At 36.7% G+C, this 19,042-nt stretch carries 9 protein-coding genes; 3 read left to right on the plus strand and 6 right to left on the minus strand.

The genetic code is table 11. From position 1 onward, the window contains the following. Positions 1-8: 8 nt before the first annotated feature. From ACNOGP_RS17770 to ACNOGP_RS17795, 6 genes are all read right to left on the minus strand, one after another. Complete coding sequence (locus ACNOGP_RS17770) at positions 9-3,197, minus strand: SusC/RagA family TonB-linked outer membrane protein (protein WP_195475537.1); 3,189 nt, start codon at positions 3,195-3,197, stop codon at positions 9-11. 11 nt (positions 3,198-3,208) lie between these two features. Then, complete coding sequence (locus tag ACNOGP_RS17775; RefSeq protein ID WP_418213373.1) at positions 3,209-4,264, minus strand: DUF5007 domain-containing protein; 1,056 nt, start codon at positions 4,262-4,264, stop codon at positions 3,209-3,211. Further along, complete coding sequence (locus ACNOGP_RS17780) at positions 4,245-5,045, minus strand: hypothetical protein (RefSeq protein ID WP_270539212.1); 801 nt, start codon at positions 5,043-5,045, stop codon at positions 4,245-4,247. The genes ACNOGP_RS17775 and ACNOGP_RS17780 overlap by 20 nt, the downstream gene beginning before the upstream one ends. Before the next feature lie 18 nt (positions 5,046-5,063). Next, entirely contained in the window at positions 5,064-6,617 is a 1,554-nt protein-coding gene (locus ACNOGP_RS17785) for a RagB/SusD family nutrient uptake outer membrane protein (RefSeq protein ID WP_418213374.1), read from the minus strand. An 18-nt stretch (positions 6,618-6,635) separates the two neighbouring features. After that, a complete protein-coding gene (locus ACNOGP_RS17790) occupies positions 6,636-9,575 on the minus strand; it encodes a SusC/RagA family TonB-linked outer membrane protein (RefSeq protein ID WP_418213375.1) in 2,940 nt (979 codons plus the stop codon). A 307-nt stretch (positions 9,576-9,882) separates the two neighbouring features. After that, the gene (locus ACNOGP_RS17795; protein WP_418213376.1) at positions 9,883-13,935 is read right to left on the minus strand and encodes a hybrid sensor histidine kinase/response regulator transcription factor; all 4,053 of its coding nucleotides are present in this window, start codon (positions 13,933-13,935) and stop codon (positions 9,883-9,885) included. A gap of 283 nt (positions 13,936-14,218) precedes the next feature. On the opposite strand from ACNOGP_RS17795, the gene ACNOGP_RS17800 reads away from it, so the two are divergent. From ACNOGP_RS17800 to ACNOGP_RS17810, 3 genes are read left to right on the plus strand one after another with little or no spacing between them, the layout of a single operon-like run. Next, positions 14,219-15,673 carry a carbohydrate binding domain-containing protein gene (locus ACNOGP_RS17800; protein ID WP_418213377.1) on the plus strand — a complete coding sequence of 485 codons (1,455 nt, stop codon included), beginning with the start codon at positions 14,219-14,221 and terminating at the stop codon, positions 15,671-15,673. Between the two features lie 2 nt (positions 15,674-15,675). Next, positions 15,676-17,160 (plus strand): RICIN domain-containing protein, encoded by a 1,485-nt coding sequence (locus tag ACNOGP_RS17805; RefSeq protein ID WP_195476135.1) that lies wholly within the window; start codon positions 15,676-15,678, stop codon positions 17,158-17,160. Positions 17,161-17,200: 40 nt separating this feature from the next. Next, complete coding sequence (locus tag ACNOGP_RS17810) at positions 17,201-18,958, plus strand: family 43 glycosylhydrolase (protein ID WP_418213378.1); 1,758 nt, start codon at positions 17,201-17,203, stop codon at positions 18,956-18,958. Positions 18,959-19,042 lie beyond the last annotated feature (84 nt).

The following is a 19,042-nucleotide window of genomic DNA, read 5'->3' on the forward strand; positions in this document are numbered from 1 at the left end:
TTAACATACTACAATCTGATTATAATACCTACCGTATAAGAACGTGCATTCGGATAACCACCAGAATTATCGTACCCCAATGACGTTACATTTTCCGGATTTATTCCAGAATAATTGGAGAAAGTCCAAACATTATTCATACTGGCATTCAAAGTCATAGAACCTATACCGAACCATTTAAGAATACTTTTATGTACATCATAGGCTACTGAAATAGTGTTAATCTTAAAATACGAACCATCTTCCATAAATAAGGTCTGTTCCGCACGATACGGTTTGATAATATTGGAACGCGTATAATCATAAGGATTTGGATATTCTGCTCCATAACGATTATCAGGTGTCCAGAAATTATAGGCATCAATAGGTACCATAGCCCCCTCCTTTTCCAATGATTTCGTCAAAGGATTACCATATGAAGCGAAACGATCCGCCAACGCCTTATTTATAATATCCCTCCGCAAAGTAAAAGAAGTATTCGTGTTGATAGAAAACGCTTTATAACGCAAATTCAAACTGAATCCGCCTGTTACCCTCGGACGAGAATTACCAACAATAACTCTATCTTTCTCATCAATCACATAATCTCCGTTCACATCAACCCATATCGGATCTCCTGCACGAAAATAGGCTTCTTCAGAGGTATTTCCACCTACCCGCAAACGTTTACCGGTAGCAGGATTGACCGGAACATCCTCATCGGTCGCATACACTCCTTTATATACATATAGATAGTTTCCAAATGTATTAGATCCCAGTTTGTTGACGTATGTATAATCGGATGCAATAATCTGGCGCAAATCATTTGGCAATTTAGTAATGACATCTTTATTAAAAGCAAGAGTAAAATTACAGTAAAGATTCCAATCGCTCTGACTTGATAACGGACGCCCTCCTACCTGTAACTCCAAACCGTAATTGACCAAACTTGTTTCTGTACTTTTTATCTTATCAAATCCATTATGATTGGCAAGAGCCGTCTCTCTCAAATCATTATCTGTTTGTTTATAATAAGCATCCGCCGTGAACATTAATTTCCCATTCCAGAAGTTCAGGTCAAGCCCCAAATTCCATTGAGTTGTGGTTACCGGCTTCAAATCCTGGTTAGGCAAATTTCCGAAGTCGATAGGAGTAATGGAAGAACCATTATAGGTATCCTCCAAAAGATTATAAACACCCCAAATATCATAACGGGAAGCAGAGTATCTGACAGAACGTCCCCACGTAGCACGTATAGCACCGGATGACAGGAAACGTTCTCTCCATTTTTCCATAAAATTTTCCGCTGTGAAATTCCATTTAAATCCCAATCCCGGATTTATCGTCCATTTAATTTTAGCCCCGTAAGAAGAATTTACTTCCGGACGAATGGTAGGAGTCAATACGTATTTATCATTTCCTTTCCATCCGATGCTTGGGTTGATCATGAATGACAAAGTATTGTTATTCGTAGAACTATAAGCGGTTCCATTTGTCAATTTCGGAGCATAACCTATCGGTCCCCATATATAATCGCTTGACATTCCTTTCAGGGAAACTTCATTTCCTCCTTTTTTATAAAGACTAAGTTCTGTTCCTAAAGTCAAGCCCAGTGTCAAAAGTCCGACATCTACATTTCCGGAAAGAGTAGTACGCCCATAGATACTATGTGAACGATTACTGGCATTATACCAAATTGCCATATTCGGATTACCATCTACCTGACTTAATATTGCCGGAGTAAAAGTCTCCTGTTCATCCCGAGTATATTTATAGCCAACCGTAGCTCGCCATTGAAGATTCCAAGGCAATTTATAACCAACATTCAAACTAGCATCATACACCGAACTCGTTTTATCATCATCCACCTTAAAAATACTCAATGCTTCATTGGACGCAGTATATAAGGAAGGTGGAGGCAGTAAAGAAGAAGCATTACTTCCCGAAGCAACCCCTTTCTGAGAGAAATTATCACCACTACCAGTACTGTTGATAGCAAAAGTTGCCGATACTTTCACATCCAGATCGAATTTATCATTAGGAGCATATCCCATATTCATGGTTATGCCATAACGGTTAAAGTCGGTATTTTGTATGATACCCTTCTCTGTATAATAATTACCGTTTATCTTATAATTAAAAGCCTTATCACCACCGGAAAAACTAACATTATGTGTCTGATTATACGTTCTCCGATAGAAGTTTCCCTGCCAGTCGGTATTATTATTGTAATACGGATTCAAACTGTCCGATAAAGCAGGTAGTCCGTGTATTGCATTCAAGCCATGATAGATAGAAGTATCATTTTGCAGAATCTGCATAATACGGGCTCTCCGCTCTGCATTACCAATCGCCACATCACGCAAACTAGGTGGAGTATTCACTTTAAAATTGCCAGAATAAACTAATCTGGGCTTCGGAGAATTTCCTCTTTTAGTCTGAATCAGCACTACTCCATAAGCACCTTTGGAACCGTACAATGAAGTAGCAGCCGCATCTTTAAGCACCTGGATATTATCAATATCCTCATAAGGAAGCATTGACAAAGGACTGACACCGGAATTATTCAATAATCCCTGAGAATCATAGTCACCCACATCTTCTTGCGGAATACCGTCAATAACAAACAATGGAGTGCCTGAAAGAAGTTGGGCATTCTCACCATCACCGGACACATTCAAACTGGAAACACCACGAATGTTCATTTGTCCGATCGAACCGGGAGTACCATTATTCATCTGCAAATCAAATCCTGCCACACGTCCCTGAAGCAATTCCATCGGGTTGGCAACAGGTGTCATTGCTAAGTCCTTACTATCCACCACTACCGTAGAAGCTGTTACCGAAGTCTTTCTCTTATTCTCATAACCTACAATTACAGTTTCATCTATCATATTCACAGACTCTACCATATAGATTCTTAAATTGTCTTCATTTTTTGTTATGCGTCTGACAACAGGCTCATATCCGATACAGGAAAACTCTAACTGAGCATTTGCCGGAACGCGGACACTAAATTCGCCATCCAAATTGCTCGTTGTACCCCGCAATACTTTTTTCGTCTTTTGATCTTTTACAAAAACTGAAACTCCTGGAACAGTCATTTGTCTCCCCTCTTTCTCCCGAACAACTCCTTTGACAAGAAAATCTTGAGCAATCATATCTATAGTTGTGAAAAGGAAGAATATAAAAACAATATATTTATATAGCTTTTTCATTTGAATTATCCTTAATGATTAGTACTCTCAATATTACCCAACAATGGTTTTCCGGTTGAGAAAACAAAGATGATCTCCCAATGTCCTTCTGTATAAATAGCAAAGTCAAACTGAAGATTCGGATTGATACGATATCCGCTCGTGCTCAATCTGGAAGCAGTGAAACTTAAATGTACCTTATTCCCTTCCTTATTTGTGTAAGACATAGGCAATTCCAGCAAAGGTAAAGGATATGCTACATTATATCTTACGTATGTTGAGGTCTGCTCCTTATTAAAAAACAAGCCTTCCGCCATTTTGTCCCAATCTGTCTTATCAAACTCTGCAGGATTTATAGGCACATAATTATCATCATAAAAACGGAATGTTAATGTTTTCTCCTCACCTTCCATGTCCTCATTCTGTCTGATGTATACATGCACATCTTCCTCCAAAATATAGTTATTGTCTTCGGTATACAGGCTACGAGTGGAAGTTGCCGGTAAATATTCACTGGTAATCAATCCCGTTTCAGGGTCATAGTTACTCGGTTCATAATCGGCTTCCCGCTCAGGAGTTAATTCCATACGGGTAGTATACTTATATCCTCCGGAATTCCGGGCAACAACATCGAAAACATAACAATCAGCCGGACTACACTTCACGAAAGAAGACAAAGCATTTGCCCACATAACCATGTTTCCGGAATGCTTATGTATCTGAAATAACGGACGATATTCTATTCCTCTTTTGGCTTCTATTTCCGCAACTGATTTTTCAGTTCCCAAATAAGGCTGTTTCCATACTTTCACCGGAAAACTCTGAGTCAACTCAGGGGCCGGACTACCATCTTTATTAGTAATACTAGTAATCTCAAACGTTAATGGAAGGGTTGAATTCGCCGTATTATAATTATCTGTATAAACAGTAGTACGACCTAATTTCGGTTTATAAACCAACTGAGTAAAACCCGCATCCTGATCAAACGAATCCAAGTCTTCGGGAAGAAATTTATTTACACAGGAAGTGCTTAATAAAATAAGACCTGCCATAGCTGCCAATCTATATCTATTTTTTGTTGTCTTCATACTCATTAAAGCGATTTTTGAAAAAGTAAACAAAGTTATCAAAGCCAAACTCATGTCCCAACGTCAACACATGGACAACTCCATCAGTAGTGTATATATCATTCCACAACGTAGGACTAATAGCCCAATTATCCACCACCACAGAATTATTTGTATCACTTATCTTGAAATATCGATTTCCTCCTCCCATCAGTCCTTCCGAGTGATTCCGTCCAGACGACAGATTCATCTGATAACCATAATGATAAGATTCGATATTCATCCCCCCTTCATTTTCTAAAACTTTTTTTGAATCATAAACTCCATCAAACATATATCGGCAAAGTAAAGTATCCAGTGATGCACGATAATCATATTTTATGATGACTTTAATTGGATCCAACCCTTCTCCCTGATCAATTTCCTTTTCCACTTCAAAAGGTTCTATCAATAAATCATCTAAATAAACATTTTTACCTAAAGAATTTTGTTGACGATAGTTATTCAACTTAGTGATTGCCGTCTGAAAACAAGTATCGGGAATGGCAAACACCGTATGTCCCGTCTCTTCATTAAAGAACTTAAAATCCGGTATTTTATTTATCACTTTCATCATTGAATCATATTTAACATTCAAAATAGGATCTCCTGCTTTCAAATAATCCAATGTAGTTCCATCAAAATAAGTAATTCCAAGATTAGTACCGGAATTTACATAGCCAGCCTCATCATAATTTCTACATGAAATCAATAAAGAACATAAGAATACTGAAATCAATAAAGCTGTTATTAATTTATTCATAGCATTGTTATTTTTTGATTATTCCCAATATTTATTCTGCGTAAGTGATTTATTGGCAGACAACACCTCAGAGGCTATTGGCCAATATATGCCTTCTCTCTCTATCAGTTCCCGCATCACCGGATTATCATTCAGCAATCGTTCTCTCCGAATCAGATCAAACCATCTCCATCCTTCTCCCATCAGCTCCTTTCTACGTTCATCAAAAATAGCAGCAAGCAATTTATGACAATCTGCTTCAAAGTATTTAAATGTACGTAATGGTAAACCTCGATTGCTCCGCACTGTATTATAATCAGCTATTGCTTCTGTTCCACGATTTAGTGCAGCTAAAGCTTCAGCACGCAACAAAGTAATTTCTTCCAGACGAGAGAAAATGATGGAAGAACCGAAAACAGCATAATCATTATCTTCTCCTTTTCCATCTTGAACGACCTTGATTTTTGTAAATAATGGAGTCTCAGTATTCAAATCATTAATATAATTAGTATAATATTTATCATTTGCCGAAGCATTGATTCCAAAACGTGTATCAGTCAAATCATCAAATATAGAAAACAAGCTGTCTTTGGACACATAAATTTCCGGATAACTCTTTTGAACAAAAGGAGCAGCTAACGTTAACTGTTCAATATGCCCGTTTTGCGTCGCTTCAAAGTGTTCATAAGGAAAATTAAAACTTACAATCTTATATCCGTTGAATTTCGTTTCCATAGAAAATAGTCCTTGAGGTGAAGTCAAGTCTTTAACATCAATATAATCTGCCTCAATGTTTGAAGCATGAGATATTACATAACCAGCATACGTAGCCGCATTCGAATAATTTCCCTCCCACGCCGATATATGCGCCAATATTGTATAAGCTGATAATTTGTTTAATAACAAACCTCTCCAATAATTCGCAACTTGATTATAATATTTGCTTGTTTCTGTTCCATATTCAAATGGCAAATCGACTATTGCATCCAGAATTTCTTCTTTGGCATAATTTAGAACAGTCTGCGCATCCGTACGGGGAATTTCCTTAAACAAACCATTATCATACGATTGTGTAAGTAAAGGCACATCCCCCCATATGCGTACCATATAGAAATAAGAAAATGCACGCAATAATCGGACTTGGGCTATATCATATTTAAGATTTGCCTCTGAATACGCTTTATCCAATTCTACTGTTTGAGGAGCTTTCTCTATAAAAACAGAAGCCGCATTAATAACTGCATAAAACCTTCTCCAATCTGATAATTCTTCCAAATAAGTCTGTGGATTTCTCAATTCGTTATTGACGACTGCTTTCAAATCATTACTGTTATAAACAGTAAAATCTCCCATACGTAACTCCCCGTAAGCCCAATAAGAATTATTTTCGGCCAATGCAGATCTCATTAGTCCATAAACTCCCATCAATGCCGCACGAGTATCTTCAAATGTCTGCCATTGCTGGTTTTCTGAAGCAGCATGCCGTACATCAACATCCAAAAAACTATTACACGACTGACAAAAGAATGTAGCAGCCAATAGCATAGAAACTCCAAAAGTCCTTTTTATTCGATGTAATTTAGTTAAATACATATATCGGTATTATTAGATTTAAAAATTAAATTTGAATCCCGCAGTCAAAGAGCGAGGAAGAGATTGAGCGTATCCCGAATAACAACCATTGAATTCAATCAATTCCGGATCGTCTCCACTAAACGCTGTAATCGTAAATAGGTTATTTGCTGTCAGATATAAATAAATACTATTTGGGGCATACTTTCCTTTTTTCTTCAAAGGAAGCGTGTAGCCTAAAGTCAATGTCCTTAATTTTAAATATGACAGTTTTTCCAAGAATAAATCCTGATCCTGACGATAAGGGTGTGTCTTGCTCAGTGGATTATAAATTGGATAATCATTTTTGTCATTGGTATTTTGCCAAAAGAATATTTCTTTGACAGCAGCCAATGATTTCTGATTATCTAAAGTCATAAAGTCATAACGTTGCCAAGAGCGATTATTCAGAGCATGATGTCCTACAGCCCAAAATAAATTGAAAGATAAATCAAAACGTTTATATCTAAACTCACTCATAAAACCACCTGTAAATGGTGGCAACATATGTCCTTTCATTACTTTATCTTGGTCGTCAATCATATTATCTCCATTCTGATCTACCCAAATAGGATCTCCTTTCTTCAAAGGAATTCCATTTATACTCAATCGCTTACCATCTATCACGGGAACTTCCTCATCCGTTTGATATATACCGATATTCTGAAGCAACCAAAATTGATCAATAGATTTCCCTACAGTTAGTTTACGATCCCCCAAAGTAACCTCTTGTACTCCTTCCGGCAATCGTTTCAGTTCATTCCAATTGTAATTGACATTCAATGAGGTATCCCAATTTATCCCTTTGGGATTGGACAATATCGAGGATGATATGGAAAAATCAATCCCTCTATTATTAACATCCATCCCCTGCTTAAACTGATATTTATATCCATATTCCTGCGGAACAGGCATCTGAATTATCTGATCTTTATCATAGTTATTATAAAAACCTAAACTAAATTTAAGACGATCATTCAAAAAAGCGCCTGCCAACTCTATATTTAGCTTCTCTGCATACGGCCAACCGATTCCATATCCCACCCATCCACGAGAATAAGGACGCGTAATAGTTCCCAAACCATTTTGAGAAGAAATCACTGTTTGCCCAATCCAATTCATATCTTCTGCCGAATATTGAGGTCCCAATGCAAAACGATCGCTTTCTAATAGTTTACCCATTCTTGCCCATGAAGCATTGATGAATAAGTTTGAAATAACTGGAGAATTTGCCCAAAACTGTTTTTTTACATTCCAGCCTATATTAAATGCAGGAGTAAACAGCCAACGATTATCCATTTGCATTTTCGAAGTGCCATCACTTCTGACAACAATTCCGGCATTCACTAACTCTTTATAAGTATATTCTAAATAGAACGAGGTGGAGACAAGGCGAGTATCCATCCTATCCGCATATCGGTAAAGCTTATAATTGGCTTTGCTAGCTGTAGTTGTTTTTTTATCATCATCCCCATCATAAGCACGAGTATAATTGTAATGCTGAAGGTCTGACTGAAAAGAACCATCCCATTTTACATTGAGCAAATGATTCTTTCCAAACCTGAACAAATAAGCTATGTCTGCTACTCCACGAAGTCTTCTGTTATAAGCTGAATAATCAGACACGAAGCTCACTGATTCCATTAAAGTAGACGGAAAAAACAAATGACTATCATTCGTATTATAATCCAATTGCAATTTTGCGTTAGCCACAAAGTTACCCAATTTATAATTCAAACCCAAATAGCCGTTTATCATATCATTATCATTTTCACTCGTTACTTTATCATATTCTGACATAAAAAGTGAATAGCCGATTTTAGTCGGAGCTATCGGTGTTGAGAAATCCGGCAAATATTCTACTTCAGCATAATGGTCCCTAAAATTACGATTACGTGAACGATTCGACATTCCCCCATTCACTTGCGCAGTAGCTGTCAACCCCTTCAATGGAACCATATTCAAAAAGAAACCAATATTGTATTTATTATATCCGGTTTCATCTGCAACTCCGGCATTTCTTGATGTTCCTAAAGTAAATAAATAATTAGCCATAGGATTTCCTCCTCCAACAGTAACATTTAAATTATATTGAGGAGCATATCTATAATATGAATCAGCCCAATCCGGCTCTCCAAAATATAAATCATCTCTATCATCCTGAAGATATTTCGGCAGATATTGATTAGCATTCAATATTCCATAAGTATCAAAAAAGTTCTGTCGAAAAGCTCTTTCATATCCGGCATTTGTCATCTTAACGCCAGAAGGTGGTGTAACAAAACCCAAAGAACCATCTACAGAAAAATGTTTTCCTCCCCAATACCCATCTTTAGTCTGAATCCAAATAGCACCCTTAGAAGCAAGTGGCCCTAATTGCGCCAACTTCAACGGATCTTTAATTACTTCCATGGATTCAATAATACCTAGGTCAAGCCCTGCCAGTATATTACTAGCCCCACCCAATGGATTCACATCATACAACTTTACATCATAACTAAATGGATTATCCAATAATAAAGGTACTCCATTTAAATACACAACCGGCTGTATTCCCGAAATATCTTTATTTGAGAAAACCGGAGATGACAATCCATGTATAAGCATACTTTGTATACTTCCAGGTTCACCATTATTTTCCTGAACATACACCCCTGCTGTATTTCCTTTCAACAATTGTTGAAGAGAAATAAAAGGAGAACGAGAGATACTTGGCACATCTAGAGATACATTTGGACTAAAAGTTCCCCACGAATGCTGAAGTTTTGATTTCTGTTCCACAAATCCCACAGAATCTTGCTTGTGTTTTTCAATGTCCTTGTCGGACACCAACAATTCTTGCTTTTGTTTTTTTTGAATGAATGTCTTCGAACTCATCTTATTGCCAATTCCTAAGAAGACCATCACTACAAACAGACGGATGAATGCATTTTTCACCATATCTATTAGATTTAATTATTAAAAAATTAAAGACTCAAACACTAAACACATATACTTTTCCTATAAGTTAGAAGTATAGGAAATTATTCTGTTGCAAATATGAGATTTATCTATAAGAAGAAAGTACAGCAATCATTCAAAAGCGTATAAAATTGAATCATTTGTATAAACACCTTAAGAAAGTTCAATAATCATTCAGTATACGTTCAAATATCGTTCAAAACTACCTATAGTACTCATATATAAGAAAGTACGTGTTTCATATAAAAGACACGTACTCACTCAGCAAATATTGGATATACAATTTCTAATTTAATGATTTCTGATATTCTTTCGGAGTTACCCCAAATTCCTCCTTAAAACAAGTGGCAAAATATTTGGGATTAGAAAATCCACACTCGTAAGCGACCTCTGCCACTGATATGGATTTATCCTTCAGCAACTGGCTACCATGTTTTAATCTGATATTTCGGATAAACTCAACCGGAGATAATCCTGTCGCAACTTTCATTTTTCTATAAAGAGAAGATTTAGAGACTGCCAATGCATCTGCCAATTGAACAACATCAAAATTACCTTCAGAAATATTCGTTTTAATCACGGCAACAGCTCTATCAAAGAATTCTTTATCAACAACCGAAGTTTCCAACGCATCAATCTGCGCATCCGCATTAGAACGAAATTCTTCCTGTTTACTTCTTTTATGACTTATAAAATTATTAATGCGCGCTTCAAGTATTTTCAATTCGAATGGTTTAGCAATATATCCATCAGCTCCGGCATTATAGCATTCAACCCTATCTTCCACCGTATTTTTGGCAGTCAATAAAATGACCGGAATGTGACTGGTTTCCAAATTAGACTTTAAATTCCGGCATAATTCCAACCCATCCATTTCAGGCATCATCACATCACTAATCACTATGTCTATTTCATTCTCTTTCACTACTTCTAAAGCTTCAACCCCATTTTTAGCAATCAGGACATGATAATTCCGAGATAGAATCCGCTTCATAAGATACAACAATTCTTCGTTATCTTCCACCAACAACAGATGATGTTCGCTGGCTTGACGCATATCCCTCATTCCTTCTTCAAATTCATCCAAATCTACATCACCTAATATGATTTCGCCTTTCTTTTCTCTCACTTTTTCTATGGCAAACTCATTTTCCTCATAACTTTCTTCATCAATCGGGAAATTTACTGTAAAAATGCTTCCCTTGCCCAATTCACTTTCTACTTTAATATCTCCGTGATGGAGTTCGACCAAATCCTTAGTCAATGATAAGCCGATACCATTGGACTCACTCCCATCTTTCTTTTGAGCTGTATAAAATCTGGCAAAAATATGTTCCAATTCTTCAGAGGCAATACCTTCTCCTGTATCCGAAACCTGAATACACAGATGACAATGTCCGGAAGCCTGATAAGATTTCATCATCAGTTTTATCTCACCACCGGCATCCGTATGTTTACAAGCATTGGATAAAAGATTGGACACAATCTTATCTACTTTGTCCGCATCAAAACAAGCTGTCAGTGTCTGATCTTCAGATGAAAACACAAAGTTCTGTTTTTTCTTTTTCATCAAAGGTGCAAAATTCACACTACAAACCTCTGAGACAAAAGGAATAATATCACATTGAGATACAGATAATCTCATATTTCCACTTTCTACCTTACGGAAATCAAGAATCTGCTGTAATAAACGTTTTAGTTTATTCACATTCAAACGAATCATATTTAACTGTGGAATTCGTTCTCCACCAGTCAGTTCTGCATCATCAACCAAACAAGTAATAATAGTAAGAGGTGTCAATAAATCATGAGATATATTTGTAAAATAGCGCAATTTTGTTTGCACTAGCTCTTCTGATTTTTCCCTGTCTATCTGTGCTATTTTCAATTCATGCCGTAATTGCATACGTTTTTGTATCCTCCGATAAAAAAGATAAATGCATATAATTGCAAAAATAACATATAATGTATATGCCCACCATGTTTCATAAAAAGCCGGTTGTTTATATACTGAAACTGTAGATACATACTCGCTCCACAAACCATTCACATCTGTTGCCTTCAGATAAAAAATCCGTTTTCCCTTAGGTAGTTGATTGTAAAAAGCAAACTGACGGTCCCCTCTGACATATACCCAGTCATCATCTACCCCTTCCATCTTATAGGCATATTTGATCTTATTCGGGAAAGCATAATTCAAAGAAGAGAAATCTATCTCGATATTTTTATCTCCAGAGTTCAAAGTTATATTCTGATCGCTCAAATCAAAACGATTATTATTCTTCTCCAAAAGAACGGACATTCCGTCTATTTTTATATCCGCTATCATAGTCTTAATCTTCCGAGGATGTTCGGACAAACCTTCATAAGGAGTAAATGCTGTGATACCTCGATTACCACCATAAAGCATTTTACCTGAACGACTTATAAAGTAAGAGTTTGGCATAAAAGAATTCACCAATATATCATCCATAGTAGAATAGTCCATAATTCCTCCGTTCTTCGGTTCGTATTCTATAACCCGTTTGTTGGTAGAAATCCATATATGCCCTAATCGATCGGTTACAATATTGAAAATACTTTCTTCAAGCATATCAAACACATTCGACAAATCTGTAACTTTCTTCTTTTGGGAATCGTAAGTAAAAACACTACCTTCTTCACTACCTAGCCATATCAATCCGCTATTATCTACACAAATAGCAGTAATATTATTACTTATCAAACCATCTGTTTGGGAATTCAAATTCTTTAAACTTGATTTCTCAAACTTTAATTGAGAAGGAATCACAGCTGTATATACACCCTTTTTTTTGGTACTGATCCATAAGGTATTATCTTTTCCTTCTCCAATTCCGGTTATGCCCTTCAGCATAATATGTGTATCTTGAATATCATTCTTCCCTGCTGGTTTTACTAATATACCTGCAGTAGTTATAATCCAAAAGTTACGTTTACTGTCTTCATAAAACAAATACGGATCTCCCGGATTCTCTGTTACATATTTCTTTAAATTCAAGACCCCCAATAATCGTATATTCCCTTTTTCTTTCTTTACCCTATATATCTCAGAATCATATTCAGTTCCTAACCAAACTTCATGAAGAGAAGACACTGGTGCCATGCAACTAATATTCTTCAAATTCGATATTCCTCTAAGTGAAGGAATATCAGTATGAAACTGAATATCAGTTGAATTGGGTTCAAATATACCTACTCCCCAACGGTTTTGATTGATCCACAAATCACCATCTTCATCTTCATATATATTTTTCACATTAGCGTTAAACCCTGTTTTTTTTCGAATAGTTGGAAGTAAGTTGTTCTGGACAAAGGGCTTATTCAAGTCAATCATAGACACCCCTTCATTAAATGCAGCGATCCACAGGTTACCCAATGCGTCTTTGACAATTTCACTAAAAATATTATTCAATTTAGAAGAAATATGAGATATATCAACATTACTTACCTTATCCCCCGGACGTTTCTGAAGTGCATAAAGTCCTTGTGTGGACACAATCCAAATATATCCATACTTATCGTCCTGAACAATACTAAAACAGCCGCTCTCATCCCATTTATTTTCACTCTCCACATTAACATGATGATACATTAACTCTTGTTTTTCTTCCGGATAAAACAAATATATTCCACTCTCCCAAGTTAACACCCAATGCTGCTTCTTATCATCCTGAAAAATTTTGAACGGATTGTCCCAAGCCCCTATTTTAGGCAAACTAACAAACGTATCTTTTCCCGAATCATATTTATGAAGTCCTTTTTGCCACAAAGTAACCCATATATTCTTATCCTGATCTTCATAGATAGAATTTACACTAGTGACAGGCAAAGATGCATCATACCTTTTGCAAAATGAAAAATCATTGGAACAACGAAATACAGAAGTTAATGTACCAACCCAAAGCCACCCTTTACTGTCGACTATCATTGTCCGGATCTCTTGGTCTCTTATATCATTATGTTCAACCGGAGTTATCTGATAAGTTCGTTTATTCAATATATTCAAACCTTTCTTAGTTCCTATGTACAAAAAACCGTTATCATCTTCTGCAATACAGGTAATTTCATTGTTTGTCAATAAATCCGGCGTTTTTAGACCGGAACGGAAAGTTAATATACGATAGGCATCATAACGACACAATCCATCTTTTGTTCCCAACCATAAAAAACCCTCCTTATCGCAATGAACACGCAATACCGAACTAGAAGGTAAATAGTTGTTCAAAGGCAAGGTAGTCACAGACATCTGTTGTGCGACAACACTTGAAAAAACAGAAAGAAAAGAGAATAATATATAATATCGAATTGTATAGTTCATAGTAATATTGAATAATTAGAATCATTTCTCAATGCAATATTAAAACAAAATTTAGCGGTAATGACAGGCAAACATCTTAAAATATATTAATTACCCATTCAAGAAAGCATATATGAATGATTTTTGAACCTTACTGAATGATTCTTATCCCTCACAAAACACATTATTTAAAATCAAACGCATTTGAATTATTATAGAACTCTTATCTAAAAATGTTTCATCAAATTTGCAATCAGAAACAAGTAATCACTAAATAATTAATTTATTCAAACATTTCAATATCATGAAAAAGAAGTATGTAAGAATCATGTTCTTAACAATGGTGCTATTGACAAGTGGTGTAACAGCAACTTATGCGGCTCTACCCAAAGACGACAAAAAGGAAACAGAAGAAGTGCCGGTAGATGCCCACTTACCACAATTGATTATTAACGGGACAAACAAATCAGTTTCGTTTATAGTCAATTCTACGGCTTTACCCAGGAAAGAAATCAAAGTAACCGCTCCCAATGGCTTCACTGTATCTCCTACCGTGCTACCGGCTAATAAGGGAAAACAAAAAGTAACCGTAACTTTGAACAGTACAAAAATACTGACTGAAGGAAAACTCGTATTAAGAAGCGGTGACACACGTTCGTATGTGAAGGTTAAAGGATACGGTACTTCACTTCCCATAAAGGATATTTCTAAATCACCTACATATAAAGGAGGAAAGGATGTAGAGTTTACAAAATCATTTACTCCCGGCTCTAAAGGATACACTATCGAATTTAGGATAAAAACCGATGATACGGAACAGAATTTTTATCCTTATTTTGTAAATGAAAAGGGATATGGATTTAAAGCATATTTTAATTCTTCCGAAATAGGTATATACAATAACTATCAGAAGGCTATTAATAATCCGGCTACCAGCGGAAAAGAAGGTGGAAGAGGTAAATTTTACAATAACGACGGTCAGGCTCATACTTACCGCTTTGCCATAACTCCCGATAACCGCGCTTTCATCTTCAGAGATGGAGTTCCTATAGATTCTGTACGTATCAAAGACTATGCTCCGCAACCAAACTTTACAGCCGGGATTGGTGAACCGGTAGAAAATCTTTTAAAAAATCCGGGCTTTGAAGGAGAATTCGATGTAGATTCCGACAGTAAACTGACTACCCGTATCGAAGGATGGGATGTTATTATAGGTGACCGTTGGAACTCTGAACAGTACATCCTACCAGAAGAACTAGACAACGAACAGGATCTAGACAATCATGTATTTGAAATCAGGCCTTACAAATGGGCAACCGGTTGGAGTGACGGTATTCTAGCACAAGTTGTCAATGTCGCTCCTAATGAAACGTACACTTTATCTGCTCTATTGAAAGGCGGTATTGCTGAAAAAGAAGGTAAACTTACCGGAAAAATGACAATCGAAGAGTTACAAGATACAGAGAAGAGAGTTGTTACAGAAATAGCAAGCAAAGACTGGGAAACTTACTCTATGGATTACACTACTTCGCCCGACTGCAAGCAAATACGAGTTGCCTTCAGTGTAGGACGTGGAGGATGGGGAAATGACATCGGATCTATTCGGGTAGATAATGCCAAGTTGACCGGTGTATCATGCGTATATTCTCCTAAATTCGGTTTCATGGATAATACAGCCGAAGTAGAATATTTTACTATAGATGAATCCGGTGCTTATGCCCCCGCACAACCTGAAATAACTATCAATATCGAAGAATAAATATGAGAAATATTTTATTTATCAGTCTTATATTCTCGTATATTTCCGTTTTTTCGCAAAATACCCAGATAAGTCCGGGTGTTTTGTGGAAGGATGTAAATGGAGAACAAATCAATGCACATGGCGGATGTGTGGTATTTAATCAAGGTACTTACTATTGGTTCGGAGAAGATCGTACCGGATTCGTATCAAACGGAGTGAGCTGTTATCAATCTAAAGACTTGTATAACTGGAAACGTCTGGGACTTTCTTTGAAAACGACCGGAGAAGCCAAGGATGACTTGAATGACATCTCCCACGGACGTTTATTTGAACGTCCCAAAGTCATCTATAACCCAAAAACAAATAAATGGGTAATGTGGAGCCATTGGGAAATCAATAATAGCGATTACAGCGCAGCACGAGTCTGTATCGCAGTCAGTGATAAGATAGAAGGGCCTTATACGTTATACAAGACTTTACGCCCTAATAAAAACGAATCACGTGACCAAACTCTATTTGTAGATACAGACGGTAAGGCATATCATTTCTGTTCTACCGACATGAACACAAATACAAATATATCCTTACTTAGAGATGACTTTCTAGAGCCGACTTCCACTGAAACAAAGATACTAAAAGAACTTAAGTATGAGGCACCTTCCATCTTTAAGGTAGGCGATATGTATTTCGGATTATTTTCCGGTTGTACAGGATGGGATCCAAATCCGGGAAGAACCGCTTATACCTTTAATATATTAGGTGAATGGATTACAGGAGCAAATTTTGCCGTTGATAAATTGAAACAAGTAACTTACAACTCGCAGAGCAACTATGTTTTCCAACTGCCTGATAAAGATAAAGCATTTATTTATATGGGAGACCGCTGGAACAGAAATGATCCGGGAAAATCACATTTTGTATGGTTACCCATCAGCGTGCGTTCAGGATATCCAGTTGTAAAATGGTACGATAAATGGGATTTGAGCATATTCAACAATATGTATCGCTACAAACGTGCTGCAACCATTATTTCCGGAAACATCTATTCCTTATTGGAAAAAATATCCGACCGTCTGGTATCCAAGCCTGCTAATGGATTCACCATATCAGATGACAATGATGATATTAATCTGAATTTCGAATTTATCAAAACCGAAACTCCTAACGTATACAAATTAAAAGATATAAAAACCGGAAAGTTCCTCGAATCCCTGTTCGGTACTTTACGCTTGAATCCTGAAAAGAAAGATAACGGTCAACGCTGGATGTTCAATCTACAGGAAGATGGTTACTATCAGATACAGAATATCAAAGATAAGAAATACATTACTGTTTCCGGCTCTAACACATTCGACGGAACCAATTTGTATCTCACTGAATATTCAAAAAAACTAATGCAGGATTTTGCTGTATATTTCGATTCAAGCAAGTACACATACAAGGAGGCTGATTTGTTCTCAGCTACTTACAGAGCTAATAATCTGAAACTCATGGGAACTAAATAACTTTCTGCCCATATTTCAAACGTAACTAAAGAATTGTATTATGAACATTAAAAGTCAACAATTAAAGTTTTATCTTGCACTTGTATTCGTATGTTTATGTGATCTGCCGGTATTTCCTTCTTCTGTCGCACAGTCGAAAGAAACAAAAACCGGAGAGAGTACTGGGACTTGGGCAGTGACAGCCACTACTTTTAAACTCGTAGGCGAAAAAGAAGCCAAAAATGTGAAGTTGAATTGGATGCAGCGGAAAGATACTGATCTTTACAAGATATATCGTGACGGAGAACTCATCGGAGAAACCAAAGGAGGCACATACGATGACTATGACCTAAAGGTTGACAAAACTTTTACGTATCACGTAGAAGCATTTAAAGATGGAAAGAAAATAGGAACAGCAATCTCCCAACAAGCTACCACATTTATACCTGTCGGTGAAGTTGAAGTTTACGATAACTTGAATGGAAAGTACATTAGTAAAGGCTCTACAAATAAGCCTCAAGGAATGAAAATAGGTAATCTTTACTATTCCTATAAAATGGAAAATACTGAGAAGAATGTGAACGGGCAATCGCTTAAAGGTTGGATGGCATCTGAAAGCTATTCTCCAACAGGACTTGACGGAAATTGGAGTGCTCCTCGTGAATTAGCTTTTTATCCCAATGTAAATTTTGAAGGTATTGCTTTCCGGCATAATCCTAAAACGGGTAAGGTCGTACTATCCGCTCACTACGAAGATGAAGGAGGATACAGTGCTGCCAAAATCTACCTGGCACAGATTACTCCTAAAGGTAAACTAGAAGTAGGTACGATGGAACGGCCATTAGGACATGAGTCTAGAGATCAATCACTCTTCATTGATGATGACAATACAGCGTATCTGCTCTCAGCCACCAATATGAATAGCGATATAAATATCTATAAATTAGATAATTCCTGGACTAAACCTGTTTCATTAGTGAATACAATATGCAAGGGGTTGCACAGAGAGACTCCAGCCATTATCAAAAAAGAGGGAGAGTATTATTTCTTCAGTTCAAAGGCTTCGGGATGGTATCCAAGTCAGACTGTGTATACATCTACTACTAATTTAGGAGGTGAATGGACACTGATGAGAGAAATTGGCAACAACTCCACTTTCGATGCACAATTTAACAGGATTAGTATGGTGGGAACAAGTTGCGGAGTATGGAGTTATCATTGGGGGGCACAGCGTGAACATCAGACTCCGGAGGGTAATTTTCCAAGAATATCCATAGCTGCTTTCAATCAGGGATATGCGTCAATGGATTATTACAGATATCTGGAATTTAGTGATAAACATGGTATTATTCCAGTACAGAATGGTAAAAATTTAACATTAAATATGCCTGTTACATCTACTGTCACCGGAGCAAAAGGAGTTAAGGCAGATTGTGTTACTGATGGAGTTTCGTTAGAGTCTTCAGCCTTTTTCCAAAAGAATTCCAATACAGCAACAGGTACTCCATATATACTGATTGTAGATATGCAGAAAAATGCCCGCATCTCAGAGATTAATCTTTCCACAAGATTGGTCAATGGTTCTGAAGCTGCTTATAAATATACGATTGAAGGAAGTGTAGACGGAAAGAGTTATAAGATGCTTGTAGATGGTAAACAAAATTGGCAAGTAGGATTTATTATCTCCAACATTGAAGACCTGACTCCTTACAGGTATTTACGCCTACGCGTTTATGGCGTTGTAAATGTACATAAGAACAATTCGGCAATGTGGGCCGATGGCATTTATGAATTTGCCGCTTTCGGTACTCCACAATAAACAGGAAAAAGTAAACAAAAAGAAAACCGGCTAGCCACTAAATGTGACTAGCCGGTTTTCTTTTTGACATATTTTTTGAGATAA

It is taken from the genome of Bacteroides difficilis (assembly GCF_048319815.1).
Classification (GTDB): domain Bacteria; phylum Bacteroidota; class Bacteroidia; order Bacteroidales; family Bacteroidaceae; genus Bacteroides; species Bacteroides zhangwenhongii.

What these genes read in the sequence shown, in the direction of transcription:
- ACNOGP_RS17770 (WP_195475537.1), bottom strand. Translation starts at nt 3,197, where the DNA reads ATGAAAAAGCTATATAAATATATTGTTTTTATATTCTTCCTTTTCACA.
- ACNOGP_RS17775 (WP_418213373.1), bottom strand. Translation starts at nt 4,264, where the DNA reads ATGAAGACAACAAAAAATAGATATAGATTGGCAGCTATGGCAGGTCTT.
- ACNOGP_RS17780 (WP_270539212.1), bottom strand. Translation starts at nt 5,045, where the DNA reads ATGAATAAATTAATAACAGCTTTATTGATTTCAGTATTCTTATGTTCT.
- ACNOGP_RS17785 (WP_418213374.1), bottom strand. Translation starts at nt 6,617, where the DNA reads ATGTATTTAACTAAATTACATCGAATAAAAAGGACTTTTGGAGTTTCT.
- ACNOGP_RS17790 (WP_418213375.1), bottom strand. Translation starts at nt 9,575, where the DNA reads ATGGTGAAAAATGCATTCATCCGTCTGTTTGTAGTGATGGTCTTCTTA.
- ACNOGP_RS17795 (WP_418213376.1), bottom strand. Translation starts at nt 13,935, where the DNA reads ATGAACTATACAATTCGATATTATATATTATTCTCTTTTCTTTCTGTT.
- ACNOGP_RS17800 (WP_418213377.1), top strand. Translation starts at nt 14,219, where the DNA reads ATGAAAAAGAAGTATGTAAGAATCATGTTCTTAACAATGGTGCTATTG.
- ACNOGP_RS17805 (WP_195476135.1), top strand. Translation starts at nt 15,676, where the DNA reads ATGAGAAATATTTTATTTATCAGTCTTATATTCTCGTATATTTCCGTT.
- ACNOGP_RS17810 (WP_418213378.1), top strand. Translation starts at nt 17,201, where the DNA reads ATGAACATTAAAAGTCAACAATTAAAGTTTTATCTTGCACTTGTATTC.